This window comes from Sphingobacterium sp. UBA6317 (genome assembly GCF_002440385.1).
Taxonomy (GTDB): Bacteria; Bacteroidota; Bacteroidia; order Sphingobacteriales; family Sphingobacteriaceae; genus Sphingobacterium; species Sphingobacterium multivorum.
On sequence record NZ_DJTD01000067.1, the window covers coordinates 203,529 to 229,186 of the forward strand.

The window sequence follows — 25,658 nt, forward strand, 5'->3', positions numbered from 1 at the left end:
AAAAGCGGCTGTTCCAAAAGGACAGCCGCTTTGTTTTTATAGGGATGCTTTTGTAATTTTGTATCAATAAACGTTATTGTTATGTCATTCAAATCAGCCTTAATTAACCCCACCGAACTTCAGGAATCACTGGGACAGCATACAGACATTGTCCTCCTCGATTGCACCATCGACAAAGTTGGTCAATCCATCAAGGATACCAAGTTCGAAGTTCTTCCCCATTCTCAATTTTTTGACATCGAAGGGAAACTTTCGGATGCTACTTCCAAATTACCGCATACCCTCGTTTCTGCAGAGGTATTCGAAAGGGAAATGCAAAGCCTGGGAATAAATCAGGATAGTACGGTCGTATTATATGACAGATGGGGCGTTTATTCAAGCCCAAGGGCCTGGTGGATGTTTAAGGTCATGGGATTTGAACAGGTCTTTATTTTAAATGGCGGTGTTCCTGCTTGGAAAAATAACAAACTGCCCGTCGTAGACCAGTATACAACCGCTGCAAGTCCCGGTAATTTTAAAGCCCAATTTCAAGCAAACCTTTATGCCGATAAAGAGTATATCTTAACACATTATCGGGATAATCAAGTGAATATTTTTGACGCCAGAAGTAAAGGTCGATTTAGTGGTTTAGTAGCTGAACCCCGGAAAGGCCTTCATGGTGGGCATATCCCCCATTCCAAAAATCTCCCTTTCGAAGAATTATTTGACGGAATCGTTTATAAACCCGTTGATGAATTGAAACAGCAATTTGATCATTTTAATGCGACCGGAAATGAATATGTATTCTCCTGTGGATCGGGTATCACGGCCTCAGTCTTAGCATTTGCTTGTCATCTCGCTGGTCATGAGCAAACCCGTGTATACGATGGTTCTTGGTCAGAGTGGGGCCGTGAAGAGCTCAATCTACCCATCGAGAAATAGTTTAAAACAAGGTATTCCAAGAATAGAGATTATCCTCCAAGCGGATTTTTTCGGCATCTAGGAGATTACGGATGATCTCTATTCTTTTCTTTTCTGTGCCTATCGTCAAACTCGCCACCAAATCATGAATGTTTTTGGCTTCAGCAAGTAAACTGCTTTTGATTTCTGCTTTTATATTTGCCCGCTGCTTTTCCTGATGATTGCGGATCAGACATAAATCGCATACTTCACAGAATCCCGCATTTTTCTCTCCAAAATATAACAACAGCGATTGACTGCGGCAATTGCTCTGTTCAATATAACCGATCATGCCATTGACTTCCTCTTCCTTCACCTGATGGCGATCGCGAATAAAAATATGATCGATATGCAGGTGTTTGTAATCGACTCGGTTCTGCAAAAAGGTCAATTGTGGCGCATCTGTAGAAGGCAGATAGCTCGCTATTTCCAGTGTCTCCAACGACTTCAACAGCTCGACAACACGATCATAAGGCAGACCTAACTTACGTGCAAATTCATATTCATTGATGAGGATATAGTTTTCAAATACACCACCATAGCTGCGCAAAATAGCCTTAATAAGCTTATCATATTTGACATACTGCACCTGAACTTTATACAATTCGGCGCTATCAATTTCAAACTTAAAGCGTGAAGGTATTGTAACAGCTTCTGACAAAACCAACCAAGTGTCCCGCTCCAGAAACTTCAGCGCATTCATAACAGGAACCAACGGTAGCTGATATTTTTTTGCAAATGCAACAACATCAAAATCTACAGTCACTCCTTCTCCAGAACCATAGGGAATCTGAAAATGATTACAAAGGTAATGATAGGTCTGTTGAATAAATAGAATATCAGGAAAGCTAGCTTGCAAATTATCGACAAGTTTCCGCTCATCTGCCTTTTGATAAAGAATAACGGGATAGGCCTTCTTGCCATCTCTTCCTGCCCTACCGGCTTCTTGATAATAGGCCTCCAGCGAATCGGGCAAATCGAGATGAATGACAAACCGTACATCGGGTTTATCAATTCCCATCCCAAACGCATTTGTAGCTACAATAACGCGAACAACATTTGTCATCCACCCTTGCTGTTTCTGATCCCGTTCCTGCCCCGTGAGCCCGGCATGGTAATAATCTGCCGAAATGCCATTATTGACTAAAATACGGGCTATCTCCTGTGTTTCCCGCCGGTTTCTGACATAAACAATACCGGATCCACCCAACTTGTGTATGATGCGGACCATACGTCCCATCTTATCCTCTTCCTCAATGGCCATATAAGCCAAATTGTCGCGGAGAAAGCTTTTGACAAATACATTTTCTTTTGGAAAATTCAGCTTCTGCTGTATATCGCTAATGACACGCTCAGTTGCTGTCGCTGTAAGGGCCAGAAAAGGAACCTTGGGATGCAGTTCCCGTAACTTAGCGAGTTCTAAATAGGGAGGTCTGAAATCATACCCCCATTGAGAAATACAATGTGCTTCGTCTATCGCAAAAAGATTTACATTCATAAATCGTATGCGCTCCCTTACGATATCATTGTATAATCTTTCAGGAGAAAGATAGAGAAATTTTATTTGCCCATAGACGCAATTGTCCAACGTAATATCCACCTCCCTCTTCCGCATTCCAGCATAAATCGCGACCGCTTGAATTCCATTTTTTTTCAAATGCTCAACCTGATCTTTCATCAATGCTATAAGCGGTGTAACGACAATACAAATCCCTTCTCGCATCAAGGCAGGTACCTGAAAACAAATCGACTTTCCGCCGCCAGTCGGCAATAAAGCCAGTGTATCTTTACCTGAAATGACCGATTGAATAATTTCTTCCTGCAGGGGTCTAAATGAATCGAAACCCCAGTATTGCCTTAAGATTGATATACTATCTTGCGTCATAAGTTCTCCTTATCCCAAACATACGCAAAATTATCTTTCATGAGATAATTCTGTATTCCCAAACTATCCAACATACGTTTTGTATGCTTGGATTTCTCCATTGAATTGGATCCATCCAGTATAACAAGTTTTGGTCTAATTTGCTTCAATAAACGAGGTAAACCATTTAGTAAATTTTTTCTGACAATGACAAGGTCGGCAGGTGTCATTGTTCCCCCTGCATGCGATAAAATAGCAATTCTACCTAAAGGGAGCGTAACAAGATAGTTTTTCCGCTCCCGACCATTCAAAGCTACAAACTGAACTTTTTCCCTCGTCAGTAATTGGATTTCTCTTCCACATGCATATTGCAAGCCTCGGGATTGCAAAGAATCAAATGTGCTGTAAACGATACTGCGCCCACCTTTGAAATAGCCGATCGTCAGCTCATGTTTCGTATTATAGACCCGAAACCGTTCTACATCTTTATTTTCCAGGTATTTTTGCGCAGTGATCAATAGTATTCCAATTGCACAGCATCCCCCTAGCCAAACGTATTTTTTATCTTTCCATTGAAAAGCATATAAAAAAGAAAATAGTGCAAAATAGGTCAAAAATAGAAGCTCCAGCCCCATAGGTTCAACTTTTATTGTTGAAAAAGCCAAATGGTCAATAAATTTCAAGCAGTATAAGATGAAAGCGATGAGATGCTCCAAAAGAAAGCCCAATAAATCGTTGAGCCCCTGCATTGGATTGATTGTCATAATAAAACCGAGATACATCGCTAATGTTGAAGGGAAATCGACTAATACATTGGCTACCAGAAAATAAGTTGGAAATTGTCCAAAATAATAAAGGCTCAGTGGCGTTGTCAATAGCTGCGCAGCAATAGAAACAGCCAATGCATCTCTCAAGAGCCGTAATATCGGTCTTTTAACCGGAAGGAATCCTTCGACAAGCGGAGAACATATCGTCATACCCAAAACGGCTAAAAAAGACAGCTGAAAACCCACATCAACAACAGCTCGGGGAACGGCCAGTAAAATCAATAATGCGGCAATAATAAGCGAATTCAGTGTTGAAAAGCTTCGTTTAAAATGCTGTGCACACAGCACAAAACTAATCATAATAGCTGCCCGCGTAATCGGCGGATCAAGCCCTGCAATAAAAGCATATATCCAGATCATACTCCATAACAAAATTAGTGGCAGCCATCTGAGATAGAAAGGCCAGGCAATTCGCTTGAAAATAAGGGATAGAAAACTGAATAAAACAGCAACATGCATTCCCGAAACACTTAATACGTGTATCGTTCCCGTATTGGTGAAGGCCTGGATGCTTTCGGCACTGATATCGCTCCGGGAACCATATAATAAAGCTGAAGCAATAGCAAAGTGCTCATCCTTTTTGATATGGGGACGAAGCTTAACCAAAAAATATCTCCTCGTTTGTAAAGCGAGCCCAGTTAATGAAAAAGCCGTTGTTTCTTTCCTACTGATCAGCTTATACCGACCAAAGACTGCGAAAATTTCATGATAGATATGCTGTCTTTTCAAATACTGTCTATAGTCAAATTCCATTGGATTGAATGGCGGAGCTATTTCCTTTACTTGACCTTTTAACCACAATAGATCACCAAACTGCAGTGGGTTCTTCTGGCTGGATTTTAAAGATAACATCAGTCGACCTGTAGTTTCAACAAATTCACCTTTTTGGTAAGCCCCTACTACTTCCGCCGAAAAACGAATGATATCCCGCTTCACCTTGGGCTCTTCAATAATTTTGACTACATAACTATCGGTCACTATATGGGAGAAATGACTGATTGTAACCAAAGGGGCTTCGCGCCAAAATTGGAAAATCCCAAATAATACAACAGACACATAATACCCGTAGCTATAGCCATATTGGCGGATTCTTCCCTTTAATAAATAACAACAAAACGTTATCAAAACCAGCACAACCAATAGCTGCTGAACGCATTGGAAAATGTGGAACGACATAGGTAATTTAGGGGCGAAAAGAAGCGTCACAATATATAGGATCGCTATCTTAAGAATAGGCAGCCGCTCTAATCTTTGTATAAAACTAAGCTCTTTCATAACTGCCACCGCAACTGTATCTTAACCTCTGACTTTCTATTACCCTCAATTTGGTCCAGTCCAGTCCCAATACTCTCTCGCCCCGGATAATAATAGACCGCATATTTGGTCCATACCTGAAGATGGCGGCTTAACCGATACTGCAGATTGAAATACATTCTCCATCCCCTTGTATTGTACATTCCAAAACCAGATGCATATAATACATCCTGCTCATAAGCATAGATCCGATTATCATAACTTGCCGCATCGAAATACGCAACGCGTATATTCGACTGAAATTTTCCCGCGCTAGACTTCCAGAGCAAATCTTGATAAAGCATATAACCGAAACTATTTTCCTGATACTCTTTTTGGAATAAATTAGCTTCTACACGGGAGCGAATCGTCCATATTGAACTTAGGCGGTAATGAAATTCTACCCTGAACTGCTGTTTGCTGGTATTTACAAGCCCGTGCTCGGTTTGTCCCTCTCCCTGATAATTAACTTGTTTCAATCGGTTACGATAGCGCAATGAAAGTTGGCCTTTTTTGTACCACATGTAACTCAGCTGGCTAAAAAAATCAGCGCCTGTAGATAGCGTATCAGCCTGATACTTTGCTCCCGGGAAACGAAATATATCCGCATAATTGGACCAGAGCAATTTTCTACCCAATTGATACGTTAGTCCCAAATAAGCCCCCTGCTCGTTGGAGGTGTTATCCGATTCACCAAATCCCTGTCCATAAAAAGTATGAAAATTCTTTTTATAGTCCCGCAGCAATACAACCGATGATAAACGTGGATGCAAACTTATCATAGATCCTGCTAACAGTGCTGAACCGCCATCCATGCTGCTTGCATACTCACCAAATAAATAAGCATTCCGAATCGTATAGTTTCCATATAGACTTATATTTCGCAAAAAATCACCTTCAAAGTCCGCCTTTTGCCGTATACCATTGCCTTTTGTTTTAAAGACATTTAATTGTGTCTGATTGAAATGAACACCCATTTTGAACCGCTTATAGCGCCACAACAGATTCAATCCATAGGCCAGTTGAGATGCGGCATGACGGTATTGCTGTTCGGTTGCAGTCCGATGCAAGCCTGAGCTTGCGATCGTTGAAATCGTAGGCGGAGAAGTTGTACGGTTAACTTTTCCATCTATGGATTGGTAGGAGAAATAAGGTGTAATTTCAATGTGCCTAATCTGTAATGTTCCTGCAATGCCACGCATAAAATTAGCCTCATTTAATGACGTATATGACTTTACACCGATCCCTTGTCTTGCAGTATGCTGTACCAATCCCCCTTTTCCAAAATTCAGACCATTCCACATACTGAGTCCCTGGCCAAATTGCAACGCGTAATCGCCGATCACGATATTTTTGAAACGGCCTAAAGACTTTATTGATATACTTAAGCTATAGAAATCAAATCCCATTTTTTGCCTGTCTCTAAAAAATGGTTCCCCCGCATCTTTCTCCATATTAACTGCGAGATGAAACCCATCGTTTAACTGGGCTCTATACCTAACAGCATAGCGATTGGCATCGCCAAGATAATGGGATTTCGTCGTATCGACTATACGGTATCCCTTTGCTTTTTCGAGTATCCGGGCGTACCGTATTATAAATTCCTGTTTAAAATTTCTCGATTTCAGGGTTTCAAGGGGAGATCCCGGACCTACCCTTACGAAGGGTAACAACAAACTGACTATCCGCTCATTAAATCCTTCAATGGACTGTAGTTCGAGTACGTTGATAAAATTCCCTGAAATGGTCCTATGGGCCAATAGGTGCTCGATTAATAAAGGGTTCAAAAATTGTAATTCAGTGAGTTCTCTACCATCAGTTTTGTTGAGATCGATCGGGTGTTTGAGATAATGAGACCACTTTTCAGTGAATTCACTCAAATCAGCATCCTCAGGAAGCTCTTCCGATAAGCTTTCAAATAAATCTTGGAGATCGATTTTTTCATTCGTTTGCGCCGTACAGGTTAGTCCAATAAAACAACCTATAAAGAGCAAAATTTTGCTACAATATTTCATAATAGGTTTTAATTAATATTGGCTAAATGCTAGGCGATGAACCTTTTATCCCGGCAGAAAAACGGTTCACTGGTATGAAATTAGGAAATATAAAAGAATAAAAAAAGCCTGATGAAAAAATTTCATCAGGCTTTTTCTATTCTTTTATGATCAGATCAATTAAATATCAATTTTCGCATAACGTGCATTTTTCTCGATAAATTCACGACGCGGGGCAACTTCGTCACCCATCAACATCGAGAAGATACGGTCACATTCAGCTGCATTTTCAATTGTCACCTGTCTTAAGGTACGCGTTTCAGGATTCATGGTTGTATCCCATAACTGCTCAGCATTCATCTCTCCAAGACCTTTATAACGTTGTACGTGTACACTATCTTCTTTACCTGATCCTTTCAAACGTTGAATCGCATTGATACGTTGGTCTTCATTCCAAGCGTACTCATGCTCTTTCCCTTTTTTCACCAAGTATAGCGGCGGTGTAGCGATATATACATATCCTCTTTCGATCAATTCCTTCATGTATCTGAAATAGAATGTCAGGATCAAAGTTGTAATGTGGGACCCATCCACATCGGCATCGGTCATGATGATGATGCGGTGATAACGTAACTTTTCAAGATTCAGCGCCTTAGCATCTTCGGCTGTACCCACACTGACGCCTAAAGCTGTAAACATGTTTTTGATCTCCTCATTTTCGTAGATCTTATGTTCCATTGCTTTTTCGACGTTCAGGATCTTACCACGTAAAGGCATGATCGCCTGATGTTTTCTATCACGACCAGACTTGGCAGTACCACCCGCAGAATCCCCCTCGACAAAATAGATCTCACATTTTGTAGGATCATTGTCTTGGCAATCGGCCAATTTACCAGGAAGTCCGGAGCCTCCCATAACGGTTTTACGTTGTACCAAATCACGGGCTTTACGTGCAGCAGCACGTGCTTGAGCCGCAATGACAACCTTTTGAACGATAGATTTTGCCTCACGTGGATTTTCTTCCAGATAAACGCCTAAGATCTCACCTACGGCAACATCTACAGCCCCCATGACTTCAGAGTTACCTAATTTCGTTTTGGTTTGCCCTTCGAATTGAGGTTCTGCAACCTTCACTGAAATTACTGCTGTCAATCCCTCACGGAAGTCATCACCTGTAATTTCTACTTTTAAGTTCTTAAGCAAACCTGACTTGTCCGCATACGCTTTCAAGGTACGAGTCAAACCACGACGGAAACCTGCAACATGTGAGCCACCTTCAATCGTATTGATGTTATTCACATAAGAATGGACATTTTCAGAATAGGTATCGTTATACTGTAAAGCCAGTTCAACAGGGATACCTTGTTTTACGCCTTCAACATAAATTGGTTCTGGAATCAACGACTGACGGTTACCATCCAAAAACTTCACAAACTCTTTCAGACCGCCCTCTGAATAGAATGTCTCTTTCTTTTCAGAACCGTCTTCATTTGCTTCACGCTCATCATTCAACGTCAAACTCACACCTTTATTTAAAAAGGCAAGTTCACGAAGACGATTGGCCAATGTATCGTAATTATAAACCGTTGTCTGCGTGAAAATCGTCGCATCTGGATGGAATGTTACAATAGTACCCGTCTTATCCGAAACACCAACTTCCTTCACATCATATAAGGGTTTACCTATTTGGTATTCTTGCTGGAAAATCTTTCCATCGCGATGAACCTCGGCCTTCAAAAGAGTAGACAGCGCATTCACACAGGAAACACCGACACCGTGCAGACCACCAGAAACCTTGTATGTATCTTTATCAAATTTACCTCCGGCGTGCAATACAGTCATTACAAGCTCTAGAGCTGATTTATTCTCTTTTTTGTTGATCCCTGTAGGAATACCACGACCGTTATCCCGGACAGAAATCGAATTATCTTTATGGATAGTAACGAAGATATCTGTACAATATCCCGCTACAGCTTCATCGATTGAATTGTCAACTACCTCGTATACCAAATGGTGCAATCCTTTTACACCGGTGTCACCAATATACATGGATGGACGCTTACGAACCGCCTCTAAACCCTCTAATACCTGAATATTATCGGCCGAATAGGTGGATGCATTTTTATTTTCTTCGCTCATTGAAAACCTCTTAAATGTAATATTCAAAAATACGAAATTTTGGCCGATTTATCAAGTCCATAAGGAAGTATTGAGCCTATATTCCGAATTATAATACCAGGGATAATTTTACTTTTTTATTACTAAAAACTAGAATTTCGATTTTTTTATGTTAGGTTTGTTTTCAGTAATAATTTGCAAATAACAAAAAAATGAACACTATATTTTCAATTGTATCGAAAGTTTCCTTTGGCCTTTTATTGGTTGGAACTATTGCATCATGTAACCAAGGTGCAAAAACAGCAAACGAACCTGCAAAAAATGATTCCAATACGGTAAGCAAGGAGAGCCAGGAAAGTAACAAAGATAAAATCGTCTATTTAAATTCGGATTCACTTTCTGAAAAATATCAATATTTTAAAGACATTAAATCAAAGCTTGAAAACAAAGTAAAGAAAGCACAAACAGATCTGCAATCCAAAAGTACTGCGTTCCAACGGGAAGTTGCCGAATATCAAAAAAATGCCGCTACAATGTCTGCTCCTGATAGACAAGCTACGGAACAAAAACTGGCACGTAAACAAGATGAGCTTGCACGTTTAGACCAAACAGCTTCTTCTTCCATTGCAAAAGACGAGTCTGAAGAATTCAACAATGTCTATAATAAAATTACTGAATTCCTGAAAAAGCATGCTGCAGAAAATGGCTACAAGTTGGTGCTGACTTATTCGAAGACCAACCCAACTGTATTGTATGCCGACCCATCTTTGGAAATCACGAATGAGGTAATCAAACAGTTGAACGAAGAATATAAATCTTCAAACAAATAGAAGATCATCACAATTAAGGAAAGCCATCGACTAAGTTGATGGCTTTTTTTATTTTCTTTCTTATCTTGTCCTTACTAAAATTAGATTTATGGTCAGAACGATTGTTGAAAAAGAAATCGCAAACTACGAATGGATAGATATAGCTGAGCCAACTTCAGAAGACTTCGCCTTCATCAAAGAGCGCTTCAATTTGAATGAAGCTTCGATCAAGGATTCCAAAGAACCAGAACATCTACCTAAAATTGAAGAATTTGAGAATTATACCTTTGTGATTCTTCGTGTCATGTCGGACAATTTCAAAGAAAATTCAGACAGTATCGGAGAAATCACCGATCGCCTGACCATCTTCTATGGAAGTGATTTTGTGATTACGGTACACAAACGTCGCATCGAGTTTTTAGAAAAACTTAAAAATATTGAATTCACTTCCATCAAGACAAGAAATAGCCGTAAACTGGCTGTATTTATCACGACTGCAGCTGTATTTACCTTTAGCCAAACGTTAGAGCAACTTTCCACACGAATCGATGCTTACGAAGAATTGATATTCCTCAAACGCATGAAACAACAGCCGATACTGAAAAATCTTTATTTTATCAAAAGGCAGATTGATGTTGCGCGAAAGGTCATCTTTCTCTACAGGGAGGTCGTCGAGCATTTTCATTCTTCGTCAAAAAAAGATGTCTATACCCGGGATTTAAAAGATCTGCAGGTCCGGACATCAACCTTGTACGAAAACTTATCGGAAAATGTAGCTCAACTGCTTAATGTGTATTTCAACATCTCATCTAATCACACGAATGAGATTATGCGTATCCTGACAATTTTCTCCGTATTTTTTATGCCCATCACTTTTGTGGCAGGAATTTATGGAATGAATTTCAAAAATATGCCCGAACTTGAATGGTACTATGGATATCCAGTAGCCATGGGGATCATGGTGGCCATATCCCTTGCCATTTATCTGTGGTTCAAAAGAAAAGGTTGGCTATGATAAGCCAACCTTTTTCTTTGCCGTAGTAACCAAAAAATCTTTAAGATAGAATGGCTCGAAATAAGCAACATCCTCAAACTCTTTCCGCTGAAATTTATCAAAGGCCAACGTCGACAGAAAAGCCGCGGAATCATCAAATCCGCTCAATACATTCACTCGATCCGTTGCGTTGAACAAATCTTCAAATTTATCGGCACCCGAACCAAATAAATGGACACGATTGTAGTTCAGCAATAATTCATTGAAATAATCGAAATCGATAATTTCTGCTGATGTTGCTTTCACCAATGCAGCATTATGGTCATAAACAGCCGTATACACTTCCATACGACGGGCATCGATCATGGGAAGATAAGCATCACCTGCTGTTAAACCAAATTGCTCCTTATACCCTAGAAACAAAGCTTCTAACGTATTAATAGCGATTAAAGGTATATCTAACGCATAACAGAGACCTTTGGCCGTAGATACCCCTATACGTAAACCTGTATAAGAGCCAGGTCCCATGCTCACCGCCACAGCACTTAAATCCTGCATCGTTCGGTTAGTCTGTTTAAGGACTTCGGCGATCAAAATAGTCAATTTAGCCGCATGAGCATTAGGTTCATCGAGATCGAGAACCTGTAACGTTTGACCATTTTCACTCAAAGCAACCGAGCAAATCGTGGTTGAAGTATCAATTTGTAAAATTAAATTATTCATCGTCATTATAGAAATCAAGGTACAGGATCATGCCCGTGGCCGCCCCAGGGATTGCAACGTGCAATTCGTTTCAAAGCCATCCACCCACCTTTGAAGGGACCATATTTCAGAATCGCTTCCTTACCGTACTGAGAACAGGTAGGTGTATATCTACAATTAGCGCCTAAAAACGGTGAGATAAAAACTTGGTAGAAACGAATAATAGCCAAGAAAATAAAACTAAACAAGGGTCTAATCCCCTTTTTCCAAATAAACTTCAGCACATTCATCCTGCAATTTTTTCAGCATTTTATTCATTGCGGTGCTAAACACATCATACGCTAAGATCTGCTTGCCTACATATTGAATAGCTAGATACAAAGTTACATTATGTTTCAACAAAAACGGAATCAAATCATTCGATTTTTGTAAACGGTAACTCTCACGCATCATTCGTTTAATCGAATTGCGATCAACTGCTCTTTTGAACCTACGTTTGGATACGGAAATAATAGACTGACTGGAGGGAATATCGTCAGCCTCATTGTTTTTCTCGAAGATAAAAACAATTCTAAATGGATACAAGACAAAAGAAGAACCGCTTTTAAAAAGCGTATCAATACGCCTTTTCGCACATAACCGTTCTTCTTTTGTAAATGTATTTTTCATACGATGACTTAATCTTATTAGAAAAAGCTCTTATAAGCGGCCACCGATCCTTGTCAAAGATTAACCTTTGTGACGGTATTCGTCAGACACTGTAAGACGTTTTCTACCTTTAGCTCTACGTGAAGCTAATACTCTTCTACCGTTTGCAGAGCTCATGCGCTCTCTAAAACCGTGTTTGTTTCTTCTTTTTCTTTGCGATGGCTGAAATGTTCTTTTCATGACGCTATTATGCTAATTTGTTCTTACTTCAATTAATACAAAACTCCCCAAGAGGAATGCAAAAGTAAAGTTTATTTTAGACAAAAACAAACAATATTACGAACATTTAAAGTTAATGTAAAACGGATAAGCTAATTTATTCAGCTACAGCTTCAAAAAACAATTTTTCAACTACCGTAAAATAAAAATCAGCACAGTTTGACTGTGCTGATTTTTATAAATGAAGTATAAACCCTGCCCTATTTATTTTTCAGAATATCTCTGATCTCAGTCAAAAGCGTTTCTTCTTTTGTCGGTGCTGCAGGGGCCGCCGGAGCTGCTTCCTCTTTACGTTTCAACGAATTTAAAGCCTTAATAACACAAAAAATACAGAATGCTACAATTAAAAATTGAATAACCACATTAATAAAGTTTCCATAATTAATAGATACTTCAGCTTGTTTAGTCGCTTCATCAGCAGCTTTCAAAATCAATTTTTTGGATGAAAAATCAACACCCCCAGTTAAATAACCAATGGGTGGCATGATAATATCATCAACCAATGAGGTAACAATTTTACCAAAAGCTCCACCAATGACAACACCGACAGCTAGATCTACTACGCTGCCACGCATTGCAAACTCTTTAAACTCTTTTAAAAATCCCATATTTAAATTTTTTAGTCCATGAATTATGACAAAACTAATAATTGTCACATAAATCTAATTAAAATATGCTAATTTTTTATCGTTAAACTCATATTGTGCTATATTTTCTAACCCATGTCCTACTTTATAAAAAAGACATGTACCCCGCACCCCACTAATTTTTATTAACTTTAATTTCTTATATTTGCCCGTTAACTAGTAAAATATCAAGATATATTGTATATTGTTAGTACTTTATTTCATACAGTAATTAAAGCCCAGCATCAGATAGCATATCTATGAAAAAGATTCTTATAGCAGACGACCACGGCATTGTACGATTAGGAGCCTCCGTTATTATTAAAGAAACTCTTCAAAAAGCAGAAATATTCCAAGCTGAAACCTTTGACGAGGTTCTTGAAAAAATAAAGGTAGAGGATTTCGACCTATTATTATTGGACATTAATATGCCGGGAGGAAATAATATACGTGTCGTTGAGGAAATCCTTCAAATTCGGCCAAGCATTAAAATTTTGATTTTCTCATCTTATGACGAATCACTTTATGCTTTACGTTATATCGAAGCCGGAGCAGTAGGCTACCTAAACAAAACAACAGCTATGGCTGAACTTTCCAATGCTATTTTGGCTATTCAGGATAGAGGAAAGTATATGTCGAGCAACGTACAGGACCTATACATTCAGAAATTGACGCAGAGTAAGTCTGAGCTGACAAAACTAAATCCGTTGGCACGTTTGTCAAATAGAGAGGTGGACGTTGCTAAACAATTGATAAAGGGACTGGGGATTATTGAAGTATCTAGCTTGTTGGACTTAAGCCCTTCAACAGTGAGCACGTATAAAAGCAGAATCTTTGAAAAACTCAATGTTTCTAATATTCCTGAACTTATCGAACTGTTCAGAATACACTCCAACAACTAGTCATTTTGTTGGAGTGTATTTTTATCATACTAAATTAACTCATCCATCGTGACAACAGGAACATCTTTTACGTTCAGATCTTTTAAAGGTTGAGATTTCTTATAAGAATACCCCACCTCTGCTTCTAAATCCCATAGCATCGGTGCCAAAAAGTTAAGACAGGTTGTAAAACCTTGAACCGTTGCAGAAAAATCACCCGTGTCTTTCGAGTTTTTAGCTTCATTTTCGATCTCAAAGGGACCACTGAAACCACGCTCTTGCAATAAGTCAACAAACCCGCGCCAATCCATACTGTCAGATCCGCCAAAGCCTGGCAACATAGCTTCGTAATGATGTCTATCCCAGTCGTGGCCCGGTATACTTACATTCGCTTTTTTAGCCAATTCGGCGTCAACATGCTGCATGGGATACATCCCGCCCCAATCAATACGTGCAGCAGTCTGTAGATTACGCGTAGTCTTCACATGTATACGTTGTAAGCGCGTGATGTCCGTATTACGAATAACGTCTATTGGGTTTGTATTTTGCCAGACATCATGTGAAGGATCATAGATCTCACCATGAGCCTTACTTGGTATCATCGCATACATTAATTTACGAGCAGCAAGCACTGCTGGAAGATTGTTATAGGTAGAGCTATAACGTGATGAGCGCCATCCTTCCATTGGGCAGTTCTCATAAAGGATCGTTACACCTAAACTCTCTGCATAATTAACAATGGGCGCAAATACACGCTTGTATTCTTCAAGATTTTTCTGAAATCCATCAATTTGATTGCCCAATTCATGATTGTAGCCCACAAATGTCCCTACCTTAACGTTATTTGCATCACCTCCCAGCAAATGTGCAATACGGATCAATTTCAATAAATGATTTTGATTCTTCACGCGTTGCTCAGGATCTCCGCCAATCATATTTTCAAAAGCACCAAGCGAAAGTTTTAAATCAGCCTGATTGAACAGCTCAATGATTTCCCTCGCTTTTGCAGGAGTAAAATCATCATAATCCAAATGCGTTGCGGTATGATCTTCACGGGTACCATCTTTTCTAAACACACAAAGGTCTATCCCCCCTGCTCCGATTCTTTTGGTCGTCTGAATCAACTCTGGTAAGGATAATTTATCAAATGCAGAACTCATTACCCATACAGGGTTATTTAATTTTGTCGTCATAGCTTGTATAATTGTCTTATTTCGGTATTTAAAGATACTAAAAAAGCCATCCGATTGGATGGCTTTTTGTTATTTTATGGTGAATCAATTAGTCTACATTATCATGTAGGAAAGAATTGTTCGGTCTAATTTCAGTATTTCCGTCTTCAAAGGAAAGTGTAAAACGAGACACCTGAGATTGTGAAGAATGCGGTGTATCTTGCAATGACATTTGTTTCCGCTTATAAGCAGGCTCGTTTTCCAACTCATGTAGACCATTAGAAGATTTTAGTTTCATGCTCAATTCTTTAAGACGCAAGATGCGTTCTTTTGTACGAACCAGCTGATCTTCAAACGAAACTTGCTCTTCTTCTACCTGAGGGACTTCTACTTGCTCATTTGTTGTACTTGATGAAAATGTAGGTTTTTCCTCATATCCTGACGCAGAAGGAGCTGTGTAAGAATCAAACACTGTTGGCATCTGGAATTGAAACACTGACGGTGAGGTTTTCAACTGAAAATCACTATCTCCAAATGTAGTTTCCTCTTCATAACCACCATCAAAACCCAAATCATGACGTATTACCTGTGGTTCCTCAACAGCTACCTGTTGTTGTACCGCATTTCTGGGAGAAGTGAACAAGTCAGATTGCAAATTATTTGGAGTAGAAGTATTTGTAGAAGGTGCTGGTGTATCCACACGTTGAACCGGAGTTACGAAACTATTCGTAGCTGGAACTTCTCTTGGTGCTACCTGAGAAACAGGTTTGATAAAAGAATTAGCCGGTTCAGCAGTTAAGGGCATAGACACCTTTGTATTTTCACGTTCTTTATCACGTTCTTCAGATGTTTGAAAACCAGTGGCAATAATTGTTACTGACAATTCGTCTTCAAAATTCTCATCAATACAGTTACCCCAGATCAAATCTGCTGACAAACCAGCTTTTTCCTGAATGTAATCCGTAATGATCGCAACTTCATCCATAGTTACTTCTTTCGTTCCAGAAGTAATATTCAATAAAATATAGCGAGCACCTTCAATCTCATTGTCTTTCAACAATGGAGAAGCTAAGGCACCTTCCACTGCACGTAATGCACGATCTTCACCTTCGGCAACAGCATTTCCCATTATGGCAACACCACTATCGTTCATAACAGTGCGAACATCTTTAAAATCGACGTTTACATAACCAGGGATAGTTATTATTTCGGCGATACCTTTTGCCGCGGTAGTCAATATATCATCTGCTTTTGCAAAAGCCGCAGTCATGGTCAAATTACCAAAGATCTCACGAAGGCGGTCATTTGAGATCACAAGATAAGAGTCTACATATTTACGTAATTCCGAAAGTCCTTCCTCCGCTTGTGAACGACGGCGTTTACCTTCAAACGTAAAGGGCGTAGTTACAATCGCAACAGTTAAAATACCCAATTCTTTGGCAGCTTTCGCTAATACAGGACTAGCACCGGTACCAGTACCACCGCCCATACCAGCTGTAATAAACAACATCTTGGTATTGGTACCCAACATACGTTTGATATCTTCAATACTTTCGATCGCTGAATTTTCACCTACATCAGGATCTGCTCCTGCTCCCATTCCTTCGGTCAGACTTATCCCCAATTGAACTTTATTTGGGATCGGGCTCAATTCCAATGCTTGCGCATCAGTATTACACACGATAAAATCTACCCCACTAATTCCTTGTTTATACATGTGGTTTACGGCATTGCCGCCACCACCACCAACCCCAATAACCTTGATTATTGAAGATTGTTCTTTTAACATTTCAAACTGTATTGACATAACTTATCCCTATTTAACTTACAATGAAGATGATATCAAAACGAATCAAACCCACTATATGTAATGTAATAATAATATAATTTCAACAAAAGTTTTCCACATTTGTTAAATTGTGGAAAACTTCAACTATTGTGGAAAACTTACTTCTTATCTAAAAAACTTGCGTCATCGATTTCATTACCGTCTTTGATAAAACGTTTGAACCATGACAATAATCCTTGCTCCTTTTGTTGCTGTTCAGAAACTTCTTTTGTTGTCACCGTAGCGGCCTGCACTTTTTTAGATGGGGCGTGCATTTCTCTCCGGCTATCTTCCTCTTCCTCGTGCGACTGGATTCCCTTGATCAACAAGCCGATACTTGTTGCATACAACGGACTTTTCAATTCTTCAAACAACGGTTTTGGTAAAACCTCGTTCTTAGAAAGATATTCATTCGGAAATCCGATACGACAATCTATTCCAGTAATATATTCAACAAGTTGTACCAAATGTTTTAATTGAGCACCACCACCGGTAATCACAATACCACCGATCAGTTTATTTTCATATCCAGAAGATTTGATTTCATAATACACGTGCTCAATAATTTCCTCCATTCTAGCTTGGATGATATAAGCTAGGTTTTTAACAGAAATTTCTTTTGGTTCACGACCTTTTAATCCGGGCACGCAAATCACCTCATTTTCTTTGTTTTCATCAGCTAAAGCTGATCCAAAGCGAGTTTTCAACAATTCAGCTTGGGAACGCAAAACAGAACATCCCTGACGGATATCTTCTGTGACGATATTACCACCTAAAGGAATCACGGCTGTGTGACGAATAATTCCTTCATGGAAGATGGCAACATCTGTGGTTCCACCACCGATATCTACTAATACAACACCAGCATTTTTTTCGTCTTCATCCAATACAGCTTCTGAAGACGCTAAAGGCTCGAGAATCAATTCAGCAACTTCCAGATTGGAATTATCAATACATTTTTTGATGTTTTTAATATCAGTTACACGTCCCGATATAATATGGAAATTTGCTTCAATACGACGCCCCGCCATACCGATAGGTTCGCGAATCCCCGGCTCGTTATCTACCGTAAATTCCTGTGGTAAAACATGTATAATTTCTTCTCCTGGAGGCAGTACCAGTTTATACATATCCGAAATCAGTCGTTCGATATCGCGTCGAATGATTTCGTCGTCACCATCGGTTTTGGTAAATATTCCACGGTGTTGAATACTTTTGATGTGTTGGCCAGCAATTCCCACATTCACCACTTTAATATCCACATTAGACTGCGCTTCGGCTATCTCAACAGCCTCTAAAATACTTCCCACAGTTTTCTGGATATTAGCAACTACTCCGCGGCTTACACCGGCAGAGTCCGCTTTCCCCACACCTAATAATTCAATTTTGTTTCCTGAGCTACGTCTCCCAACCGTAACACAAATTTTGGTAGTACCAATATCGAGTCCCACGATAATTGGGTTTTCTCTTTCAATTTCTGCTGCCTTTGAGTTCATAATTTCCTGTATTGTTGCTGTATTACTATAATGTATTATTTGCTACTTTTTTTGTTTGATCGCCTGAAAAACTCCAGTTTCCTCGTTTTTCACAGATGATCTGACCTCCATATTTCACATTGACAACACCGTAAGCATTTATACCTACCTTTGGCATGATCTGCGTATAAAAGGTCTTTAATAATTCAAATTTTTGTTCCAATGAATCTGCCGATCCAACAATTAATTGCTGTGTCCCTACACGAGGTACAAGTTCAATATCCTTATCCGAGTTCACATATATCTGCACAACCTGATTACTCCATAATTCGTCATTTTTGATAAATTCAACGACCTTAACCAAATCTTTAACCAATGGTGTTGCTATGGTATCCAGTGCTTCATTATATCCTTCTGCGATATTCCCTGTTGCAACCATGATGTGCGGTATATACTTCAACGTTGTCGGTATCTTCAATCCTTTGGGGTCAACATAAAACTCCTTTCCATTTTTGTTGATGATCCGCATGACAGCCTCGCGCTGATTAATATTAATTCTGATCGTACCATCCATATCGGCATGTATACTGGCATCGGACACATAAGGTAATTTACGTAAGGTTTTTTCAACTTTCTGAAAGGGAATTCCATTGACTTTCTTTCCCACGAAACTACCATAGTTATGTTCTATTAACTTAGAGATATCCGCCTGATCAATAAAGGCTTCTGTACCTTCAATGACAATCTTAATATCTTTACAAACTTGCTGCTCATCACGTTTCCCCACAATAGTCATAATCACGACGACAACAATTACACCTATAAAAAATAGTGTAAAGTAGAGGACACGATTCCATTGTATGTTACGTAATTTTTTAAGCATGCTCTAAAATTGCCTGTAACGGTTTAACCAATTTGTCAATATCACCTGCCCCAACTGTAACAATCAGTTCCGGCTTTTCATCGCGTGCAAATTCCAAGACTTCTTCTGCAGTTACAAGCTGTTTTTCCGCTGCCGTAATTTTATCCAATAACCAACTCGAATTGATCCCTTCAATAGGAAGCTCCCGTGCAGGATAGATTTCCATTAACAACAGCTTGTCAGCCATGGACAATACCTCGGCGAAACCATCCACAAAATCCCGCGTACGCGTAAATAAATGCGGCTGAAAGACCACATTTAACTTTTTCGTAGGATACAATTTCCGCATCGAAGTTAAAAATGCACGCAGTTCCTCTGGATGGTGCGCATAATCATCAATATACACCGCTCCAGGTTTACGGACAATATATTCAAACCTTCTTTTCACGCCTTTAAATGTCGTCAACGCTTTCTTAATAGCTTCGTCTGCAATTCCAAGTAAACGGGCTACCGCAATCGCAGCTACCGCGTTTTCAACATTGTGGATACCAGGGATACCCAAATGAATATCATCTATTCGTCCGTTGGTATCTTGGTAATCAAAAAAGAACTCTCCATCGCGTACATGCACACTGGAAGCATATGCATCAGCGATTTCATGGCCTGAATAACTTATTTGCCCCTCAAACTCGAGGCCTTTTTTTATAATACGTGTACCTCCTTCAACAACTTTATCCAAGAACATTTGGAACGATTCAAGCAAATGGCTCCGATCGCCATAAATGTCCAGATGATCCGCATCAGAAGAAGTTACTATTGCGATATTGGGGTGAAGCGTCAGGAATGAACGATCAAACTCATCAGCCTCAACCACAACTGTATTATTATTTCCATAAAGCACATTGGTACCGTAGTTAGAACTGATTCCACCCAAAAAGGCCGAACAGTCGTAGCCCGAATCTTTCAATACATGTGCCACCATTGTAGAAGTTGTCGTTTTACCATGTGTACCAGCAACCGCTACTGTAAATCTACTTTCACTAATGATCCCCAAAACTTGAGATCGTTTATAGAGCGTATGTCCTTGTGATTCAAAAAAAGCTTTAATCTTCGAATCTTTAGGAATAGCCGGTGTAAAAATGACTAATGTCTCCGTCGTAGGTACGTTAAAAATAGCATCAATCGTATTGATATCATCCTGATAGGAGATCGCGATCCCTTCCTTGACTAAGGTTTTAGTCAGCTCAGTTTCTGTACGGTCATATCCATCCACCTCACAGCCCAAATGCTTAAAATAGCGTGCAAGGCCACTCATGCCTATACCACCTATTCCGATCAAGTAAACTTGTTTTATTGCATCTAGATTCATACTTCGTCTATTTTTTTTTAACCAATTTATACACCTCCTCGGCAATCTGCACATCAGCATTCAACTTACCGAGTTTTTTAATATTCCCACTTAATTGTGAGACATGATCTGCGTCTTTTAATAAAGTTAAAGCAGCAGGTATTAAGTCTCTTTGTGCATCACTATCCTTCACCAGTAATGCAGCACCTTTATTGACCAATGCCATTGCATTTTTGGTCTGATGATCTTCGGCCACATTGGGTGAAGGCACAAGGATAACAGGTTTTCCAACCACACAGAGCTCAGAGATGGTACCGGCTCCAGCACGGCTAATAATCAAATCTGCCGCAGCATAAGCATAATCCATGCGCTGAAGAAAGGCCAGCATCTTGATATTACCTGGAAGTTTACCTGTCAACTCCGCGTGTAGGTTTTCAACATAGAAACTACCGCATTGCCAAATCAGCTGCACTTCTTCCTCCTTTAGCTCATTCAGGTAAGCAACAACACTTTCATTTAATGTTTTAGCCCCCAAACTACCGCCAAGTACCAAAATTGTTTTTTTGTGTGGATCTAACGCAAAGAACGCTAAGGCCTCCTCTCTTTTTCCCGCTATCGCAATAGACTCGCGTCTTATTGGATTGCCGGTGAGCAATACTTTGTCCGCAGGAAAGAATTGCTCCATCCCCTCATAAGCCACACATATTTTTGCAGCCTTAGCACCAACTTTTTTGTTGGTTACACCAGCATAGGAATTCTGTTCTTGCACGACTGTTGGCACCTCCAGCTTATTGGCCATCATTAGCAATGGACCTGAAGCAAAACCACCTACCCCTACAGCCACATCCGGTCTAAAATCCTTAATTATGCTTTTTGCTTTATTTAAACTTTTCATAAGCTTAAACGGCAAAAAGATATTCTTCCACAGCTGCTTTCTATTGATTCCCTGAATGTCGAGTCCAACAATCTTATATCCTGCTGCGGGCACTTTATCCATTTCCATCCGGCCATTGGCACCCACAAATAGAATTTCATTTGCAGGATCCATTGCCTTCAACGCATTTGCAATTGAAATCGCCGGAAAGATATGTCCTCCGGTTCCACCACCACTGATAATTACGCGAATTGCCATGCTTAATTTATTATTATGCAGGAATAGATCCTATAACCACTTTTTTCGGTTTAGGCTTTTCATCCAGCTCTTCTTTACCTTTTAATTCTTCAATATTTCTACTCACACTCAGGATGATTCCCAAGGCGACACTCGTAAATAAAATCGAGGTTCCTCCCATACTCACTAGTGGAAGCGGAACCCCCGTTACTGGTCCCAATCCGACGGCAACAGCCATATTGGCCAAAGCCTGAATTGTCAAACTAAATCCCAAACCCGCAGCCAGAAAAGTACCAAAAGCTTTGGGACTCATCGTGACAATACGTATACATCGATACATAAATGCCAAATACAGAAATAGCAGAATCACCCCCCCGACTGTTCCATATTCTTCAATGATAATCGCGTAAATAAAATCGGAATAAGGGTGCGGCAACACATTACGTTGCACACTATTTCCCGGTCCTTTTCCAAAAAGCCCACCAGTTGCTATAGCAATTTTCGCATTGTTTGCCTGATAATTTTTATCATCCTGGAAGGATACCGTTTTATCCACTTTTTCAGTATGAAAAAAAGATTTTACCCGGCTGATATAAGTCGTTCTACGGGGACCAAAGAAGATAACCATCATAAGGAGCACCCCTCCGCCACAACAAACAATGGCAATCTGCTTAAAACTAATCCGTCCGATCAAGAGCAATAAAACACTCACGCCAAACAGCATCAATGCGGTAGATAGATTGGCCAAGGCAATCAGAATAAACACACCACACACCGACCCCATAATGGGTAAGAACGATTTTTTCACATCTTTGATCTCTTCCTGCTTCCGGGATAACATCCTTGCAAGAAAGACGATAAGTGACAACTTTGCTAAATCCGATGTTTGAAAGGTCAAACCTATACCAGGGATAGTCAACCAACGACTAGCTTCATTAACTTTACTTCCGAACAACAGCGTAAACAACAATAAAGGGATTGTAATACCCATCATTATTTTGGATATACCCGCATAATACCGATAATCTAACTTGTGAGAAAGATACATCAGGACAAAGCCTATGGCAATGATAGAGAAATGCTTTAACAGATACATTTCAGTCCCTTTCCCTTCTTTATAAGCCAAGGTACCCACCGAACTGTATACAGCCAAAAGTGACCATCCCGATAAGATAATCACAATGATCCATATCCATCGATCACCCTTCAATTTAGACATTATATTCTGTAGCATATCCTTCCTCCTCTTATTGGGTTACACCATTTATAATTCCATTACAGCAGCCTTAAATTTATCGCCACGATCTTCATAATTCTTAAACCAATCAAAACTAGCGCAAGCAGGAGACAATAAGACGGTGTCACCTTTTTGAGCTAAGTGGGACGACAATACCACGGCATCTTGCATGGAGGTACTGTTGACAATAATCTCCACATCTTGTTCAAATGCTTTATGAATTGCAGCCGTATCTTTTCCTAAACAAACGATAGCGCGCACCTTGTCTTTGACCAAATCAGCAAGCATACTGTAATCGTTTCCTTTATCCACGCCACCCAACAACAACACGATTGGTGTAGAGAAACTTTCCAAAGCATACCATACCGAATTTACATTCGTCGCCTTTGAATCGTTAATGTAATTTACACCGCCGATACAGGCTACATGTTCAAGGCGATGTGGAATATTCACATACGATCCCATACTTTCTTTCATCACTTGATTTCTCAATTCCTGCACTTTCGCAATTAACCCAGAAGCCATGCTATTATAAATATTATGCTTCCCCTGCAATGACAATTCCTCAGCTCTCATAGTGAATGTATCGTTATTTGGTGTATTAATAATTATTGTTTTGTTGGCATTTAAATAAGCCCCCAATTCAACAAGTTGTTCTTGTGTAAAAGGCAAATAGGTCCCTTTACTATGATGTCTTTCCAATCCTTTAACTGTTTCCGGATCGTCCAGGCAGTATATAAAATAATCCTTCTCCGTTTGATTCTGAATCATTCTGAATTTTGAATCCACATAATTTTCCATTTTATGGTCATAGCGATCCAAATGATCAGGAGTAATATTCAGTATAACAGCAACATCTGCTCTAAAATGGTACATATCGTCCAGCATAAAGCTCGATATTTCCAATACATAGCAATCGAACTGTTCTTTAGCCACCTGCAATGCAAAGCTTTTCCCGATATTACCTGCCAATCCGACGTTTAAACCGCCATGCTTAAGCATTTCATAAGTCAACATCGTCGTCGTAGACTTTCCGTTTGACCCTGTAATACAGATTAACTTTGCATCCGTATATTGCGCCGCAAATTCAATTTCTGCAATCACAGGTATATTCTTTGCTCTCAATGCAACGACCAATGGTACGGTCGCTGGAATACCAGGGCTTTTTACAACCAGTGCAGCATTCAAGATACGGCCTTCGTCATGTTGACCTTCTTCGAAAGCTATTCCCTCCGCTTTTAGTTGTTCCTTATAGTGGTCTGCAATAAGCCCTTTATCTGACACAAATACATCAAATCCCTTTTCTTTCCCAAGAATCGCCGTTCCAACACCGCTTTCGCCTGCCCCTAAAATGACCAAACTTCCAGATTGAGGATAATATGTTGTTGCAATATTTGACATCATTATCTAATTTTCAATGTTACAATAGTAAGAATGGCCAATATGATTCCTACAATAACAAAACGTGTTACAATTTTCGCTTCATGATACCCCTTCTTCTGAAAGTGATGGTGCAATGGTGACATCAAAAAGATCCGTCTACCCTCACCATATTTCTTCTTCGTGTATTTGAAATACGACACCTGAAGAATAACCGAAAGGTTTTCCAACAGAAACACACCACACAAAATTGGGATCAATAATTCTTTCCGGATCAAAATAGCAAAGGCAGCAATAATACCGCCGATCGCTAAACTTCCCGTATCACCCATAAAAACTTGAGCAGGATACGTATTATACCATAAGAAACCTACGCAAGCGCCAACAAATGCCCCAGCGAAAATCACGAGTTCTCCGGAATTGGGGATATACATAATATTGAGGTAATCTGAAAAGATCACGTTACCCGACACGTACGCTAAAATGGCTAAAGTAACACCAATGATAGCGGATGTACTCGTGGCTAAACCATCGATACCGTCCGTAATATTTGCGCCGTTTGAAACTGCCGTAACGATAAAAATAACAACAACTAAAAAGACGATAAAAGTCAGATAATCGCTCTGTAGTCCAAATATTTTAAACACCTTGGCATAATCAAACTCATTATTTTTATAAAACGGAATATTCGTCTTCGATGATTTTACGTTTTCAGCGTAGGTCTTCTCACCTGTACCTTCATTGATAACCACTTCAACAGGCTTGGTAGAGGTTGGTTTATCGACCCCTTTTCGAACTACGATATCTGGATGAAAGTACATCGTACAAGCAATTATTGCTCCCAAGCCAACTTGTCCAACAACTTTAAACTTACCAGCTAAGCCTTCTTTATTATGTCGAAAGACCTTGATATAATCATCTAAAAATCCAATTGCGCCCATCCAAAGTGTTGTCACAACCATGATAATCACATAGATATTCGTCAATTTAGCAAATAACAAGGTAGGGATAAGAATACCTGCAATAATGATGATCCCACCCATTGTCGGCGTACCAGCTTTCTTTTTTTCTCCTTCAAGCCCCAAATCACGAATTGTCTCTCCAACTTGCTTATTATGCAAGAATTGAATCAATTTTCCCCCAAAAACCGTGGTAATAATCAATGAAGCGATTACAGCCATAGATGTCCTAAAAGAGATGTATTGAAACAAACCTCCTCCAGGTATATGAATATATTCGCTAAGCCACGTAAAAAGATGGTATAACATATT

22 protein-coding genes are annotated in these 25,658 nt (G+C 39.6%); 4 read left to right on the forward strand and 18 right to left on the reverse strand.

Annotation, left to right across the window (positions count from 1 at the left end; translation table 11 throughout):
• Positions 1–81 precede the first annotated feature (81 nt).
• Complete coding sequence (locus B3E92_RS22460; RefSeq protein ID WP_286898421.1) at positions 82–921, forward strand: sulfurtransferase; 840 nt, start codon at positions 82–84, stop codon at positions 919–921.
• Between the two features lies 1 nt (position 922).
• Here B3E92_RS22460 and B3E92_RS22465 read toward each other — a convergent pair whose 3' ends face one another.
• The 4 genes from B3E92_RS22465 to gyrB form a co-directional block, all read right to left on the reverse strand.
• Complete coding sequence (locus B3E92_RS22465) at positions 923–2,824, reverse strand: RecQ family ATP-dependent DNA helicase (protein ID WP_286898423.1); 1,902 nt, start codon at positions 2,822–2,824, stop codon at positions 923–925.
• Positions 2,821–4,806 (reverse strand): ComEC/Rec2 family competence protein, encoded by a 1,986-nt coding sequence (locus B3E92_RS22470; RefSeq protein WP_248933077.1) that lies wholly within the window; start codon positions 4,804–4,806, stop codon positions 2,821–2,823. The genes B3E92_RS22465 and B3E92_RS22470 overlap by 4 nt, the downstream gene beginning before the upstream one ends.
• 95 nt (positions 4,807–4,901) lie before the next feature.
• On the reverse strand, positions 4,902–6,938 hold the full coding sequence (locus B3E92_RS22475; protein ID WP_286898425.1) for a helix-hairpin-helix domain-containing protein: 2,037 nt from the start codon (positions 6,936–6,938) through the stop codon (positions 4,902–4,904).
• Between the two features lie 159 nt (positions 6,939–7,097).
• Positions 7,098–9,056 carry a DNA topoisomerase (ATP-hydrolyzing) subunit B gene (gyrB, locus tag B3E92_RS22480; protein ID WP_070564980.1) on the reverse strand — a complete coding sequence of 653 codons (1,959 nt, stop codon included), beginning with the start codon at positions 9,054–9,056 and terminating at the stop codon, positions 7,098–7,100.
• Positions 9,057–9,247: 191 nt separating this feature from the next.
• Between gyrB and B3E92_RS22485 the strand changes: the two genes are divergently transcribed.
• Together B3E92_RS22485 and B3E92_RS22490 are read left to right on the forward strand one after the other, a co-directional pair.
• Positions 9,248–9,865 carry an OmpH family outer membrane protein gene (locus B3E92_RS22485; RefSeq protein WP_070564977.1) on the forward strand — a complete coding sequence of 206 codons (618 nt, stop codon included), beginning with the start codon at positions 9,248–9,250 and terminating at the stop codon, positions 9,863–9,865.
• Positions 9,866–9,953: 88 nt separating this feature from the next.
• Positions 9,954–10,859: a CorA family divalent cation transporter gene (locus B3E92_RS22490; RefSeq protein ID WP_070564974.1), complete on the forward strand. Its 906-nt coding sequence runs from the start codon at positions 9,954–9,956 to the stop codon at positions 10,857–10,859.
• On the opposite strand, the gene tsaB is transcribed toward B3E92_RS22490, so the two are convergent.
• From tsaB to mscL, 5 genes are all read right to left on the reverse strand, one after another.
• On the reverse strand, positions 10,854–11,561 hold the full coding sequence (gene tsaB / locus B3E92_RS22495) for a tRNA (adenosine(37)-N6)-threonylcarbamoyltransferase complex dimerization subunit type 1 TsaB (RefSeq protein ID WP_070565305.1): 708 nt from the start codon (positions 11,559–11,561) through the stop codon (positions 10,854–10,856). The genes B3E92_RS22490 and tsaB overlap by 6 nt on opposite strands.
• A gap of 14 nt (positions 11,562–11,575) precedes the next feature.
• Entirely contained in the window at positions 11,576–11,830 is a 255-nt protein-coding gene (gene yidD / locus B3E92_RS22500; RefSeq protein WP_083295891.1) for a membrane protein insertion efficiency factor YidD, read from the reverse strand.
• Positions 11,793–12,209 (reverse strand): ribonuclease P protein component, encoded by a 417-nt coding sequence (locus tag B3E92_RS22505; protein ID WP_070564971.1) that lies wholly within the window; start codon positions 12,207–12,209, stop codon positions 11,793–11,795. The genes yidD and B3E92_RS22505 overlap by 38 nt, the downstream gene beginning before the upstream one ends.
• A 60-nt stretch (positions 12,210–12,269) precedes the next feature.
• Positions 12,270–12,428: a 50S ribosomal protein L34 gene (gene rpmH / locus B3E92_RS22510; protein ID WP_075991291.1), complete on the reverse strand. Its 159-nt coding sequence runs from the start codon at positions 12,426–12,428 to the stop codon at positions 12,270–12,272.
• A 239-nt stretch (positions 12,429–12,667) separates the two neighbouring features.
• The gene (gene mscL / locus B3E92_RS22515) at positions 12,668–13,075 is read right to left on the reverse strand and encodes a large-conductance mechanosensitive channel protein MscL (RefSeq protein ID WP_046673978.1); all 408 of its coding nucleotides are present in this window, start codon (positions 13,073–13,075) and stop codon (positions 12,668–12,670) included.
• Positions 13,076–13,353: 278 nt separating this feature from the next.
• On the opposite strand from mscL, the gene B3E92_RS22520 reads away from it, so the two are divergent.
• Positions 13,354–13,995: a response regulator transcription factor gene (locus B3E92_RS22520; RefSeq protein WP_070564968.1), complete on the forward strand. Its 642-nt coding sequence runs from the start codon at positions 13,354–13,356 to the stop codon at positions 13,993–13,995.
• 29 nt (positions 13,996–14,024) lie between these two features.
• Here the strand turns inward: B3E92_RS22520 and B3E92_RS22525 are convergent, their stop codons facing one another.
• The 9 genes from B3E92_RS22525 to mraY all read right to left on the reverse strand — a co-directional run bounded on the left by B3E92_RS22525 (position 14,025) and on the right by mraY (position 25,655).
• Entirely contained in the window at positions 14,025–15,167 is a 1,143-nt protein-coding gene (locus B3E92_RS22525) for a sugar phosphate isomerase/epimerase family protein (protein ID WP_070564965.1), read from the reverse strand.
• 88 nt (positions 15,168–15,255) lie between these two features.
• On the reverse strand, positions 15,256–16,953 hold the full coding sequence (gene ftsZ / locus B3E92_RS22530) for a cell division protein FtsZ (RefSeq protein ID WP_070564962.1): 1,698 nt from the start codon (positions 16,951–16,953) through the stop codon (positions 15,256–15,258).
• A gap of 140 nt (positions 16,954–17,093) precedes the next feature.
• On the reverse strand, positions 17,094–18,470 hold the full coding sequence (gene ftsA, locus B3E92_RS22535; protein WP_070564959.1) for a cell division protein FtsA: 1,377 nt from the start codon (positions 18,468–18,470) through the stop codon (positions 17,094–17,096).
• Positions 18,471–18,495: 25 nt separating this feature from the next.
• Entirely contained in the window at positions 18,496–19,332 is an 837-nt protein-coding gene (locus B3E92_RS22540) for a cell division protein FtsQ/DivIB (RefSeq protein ID WP_070564956.1), read from the reverse strand.
• Positions 19,325–20,680 (reverse strand): UDP-N-acetylmuramate--L-alanine ligase, encoded by a 1,356-nt coding sequence (gene murC, locus B3E92_RS22545; RefSeq protein WP_070564953.1) that lies wholly within the window; start codon positions 20,678–20,680, stop codon positions 19,325–19,327. Before murC ends, B3E92_RS22540 begins: the two co-directional genes overlap by 8 nt.
• 7 nt (positions 20,681–20,687) lie before the next feature.
• Entirely contained in the window at positions 20,688–21,791 is a 1,104-nt protein-coding gene (gene murG, locus B3E92_RS22550) for an undecaprenyldiphospho-muramoylpentapeptide beta-N-acetylglucosaminyltransferase (RefSeq protein ID WP_070564950.1), read from the reverse strand.
• A gap of 13 nt (positions 21,792–21,804) precedes the next feature.
• Positions 21,805–23,004, reverse strand: coding sequence for an FtsW/RodA/SpoVE family cell cycle protein (locus B3E92_RS22555; protein ID WP_046673971.1), 1,200 nt, complete (start codon positions 23,002–23,004; stop codon positions 21,805–21,807).
• 30 nt (positions 23,005–23,034) lie between these two features.
• Complete coding sequence (gene murD / locus B3E92_RS22560) at positions 23,035–24,408, reverse strand: UDP-N-acetylmuramoyl-L-alanine--D-glutamate ligase (protein WP_070564947.1); 1,374 nt, start codon at positions 24,406–24,408, stop codon at positions 23,035–23,037.
• Between the two features lie 2 nt (positions 24,409–24,410).
• Positions 24,411–25,655: a phospho-N-acetylmuramoyl-pentapeptide-transferase gene (gene mraY / locus B3E92_RS22565; RefSeq protein WP_070564943.1), complete on the reverse strand. Its 1,245-nt coding sequence runs from the start codon at positions 25,653–25,655 to the stop codon at positions 24,411–24,413.
• Positions 25,656–25,658: the final 3 nt, after the last annotated feature.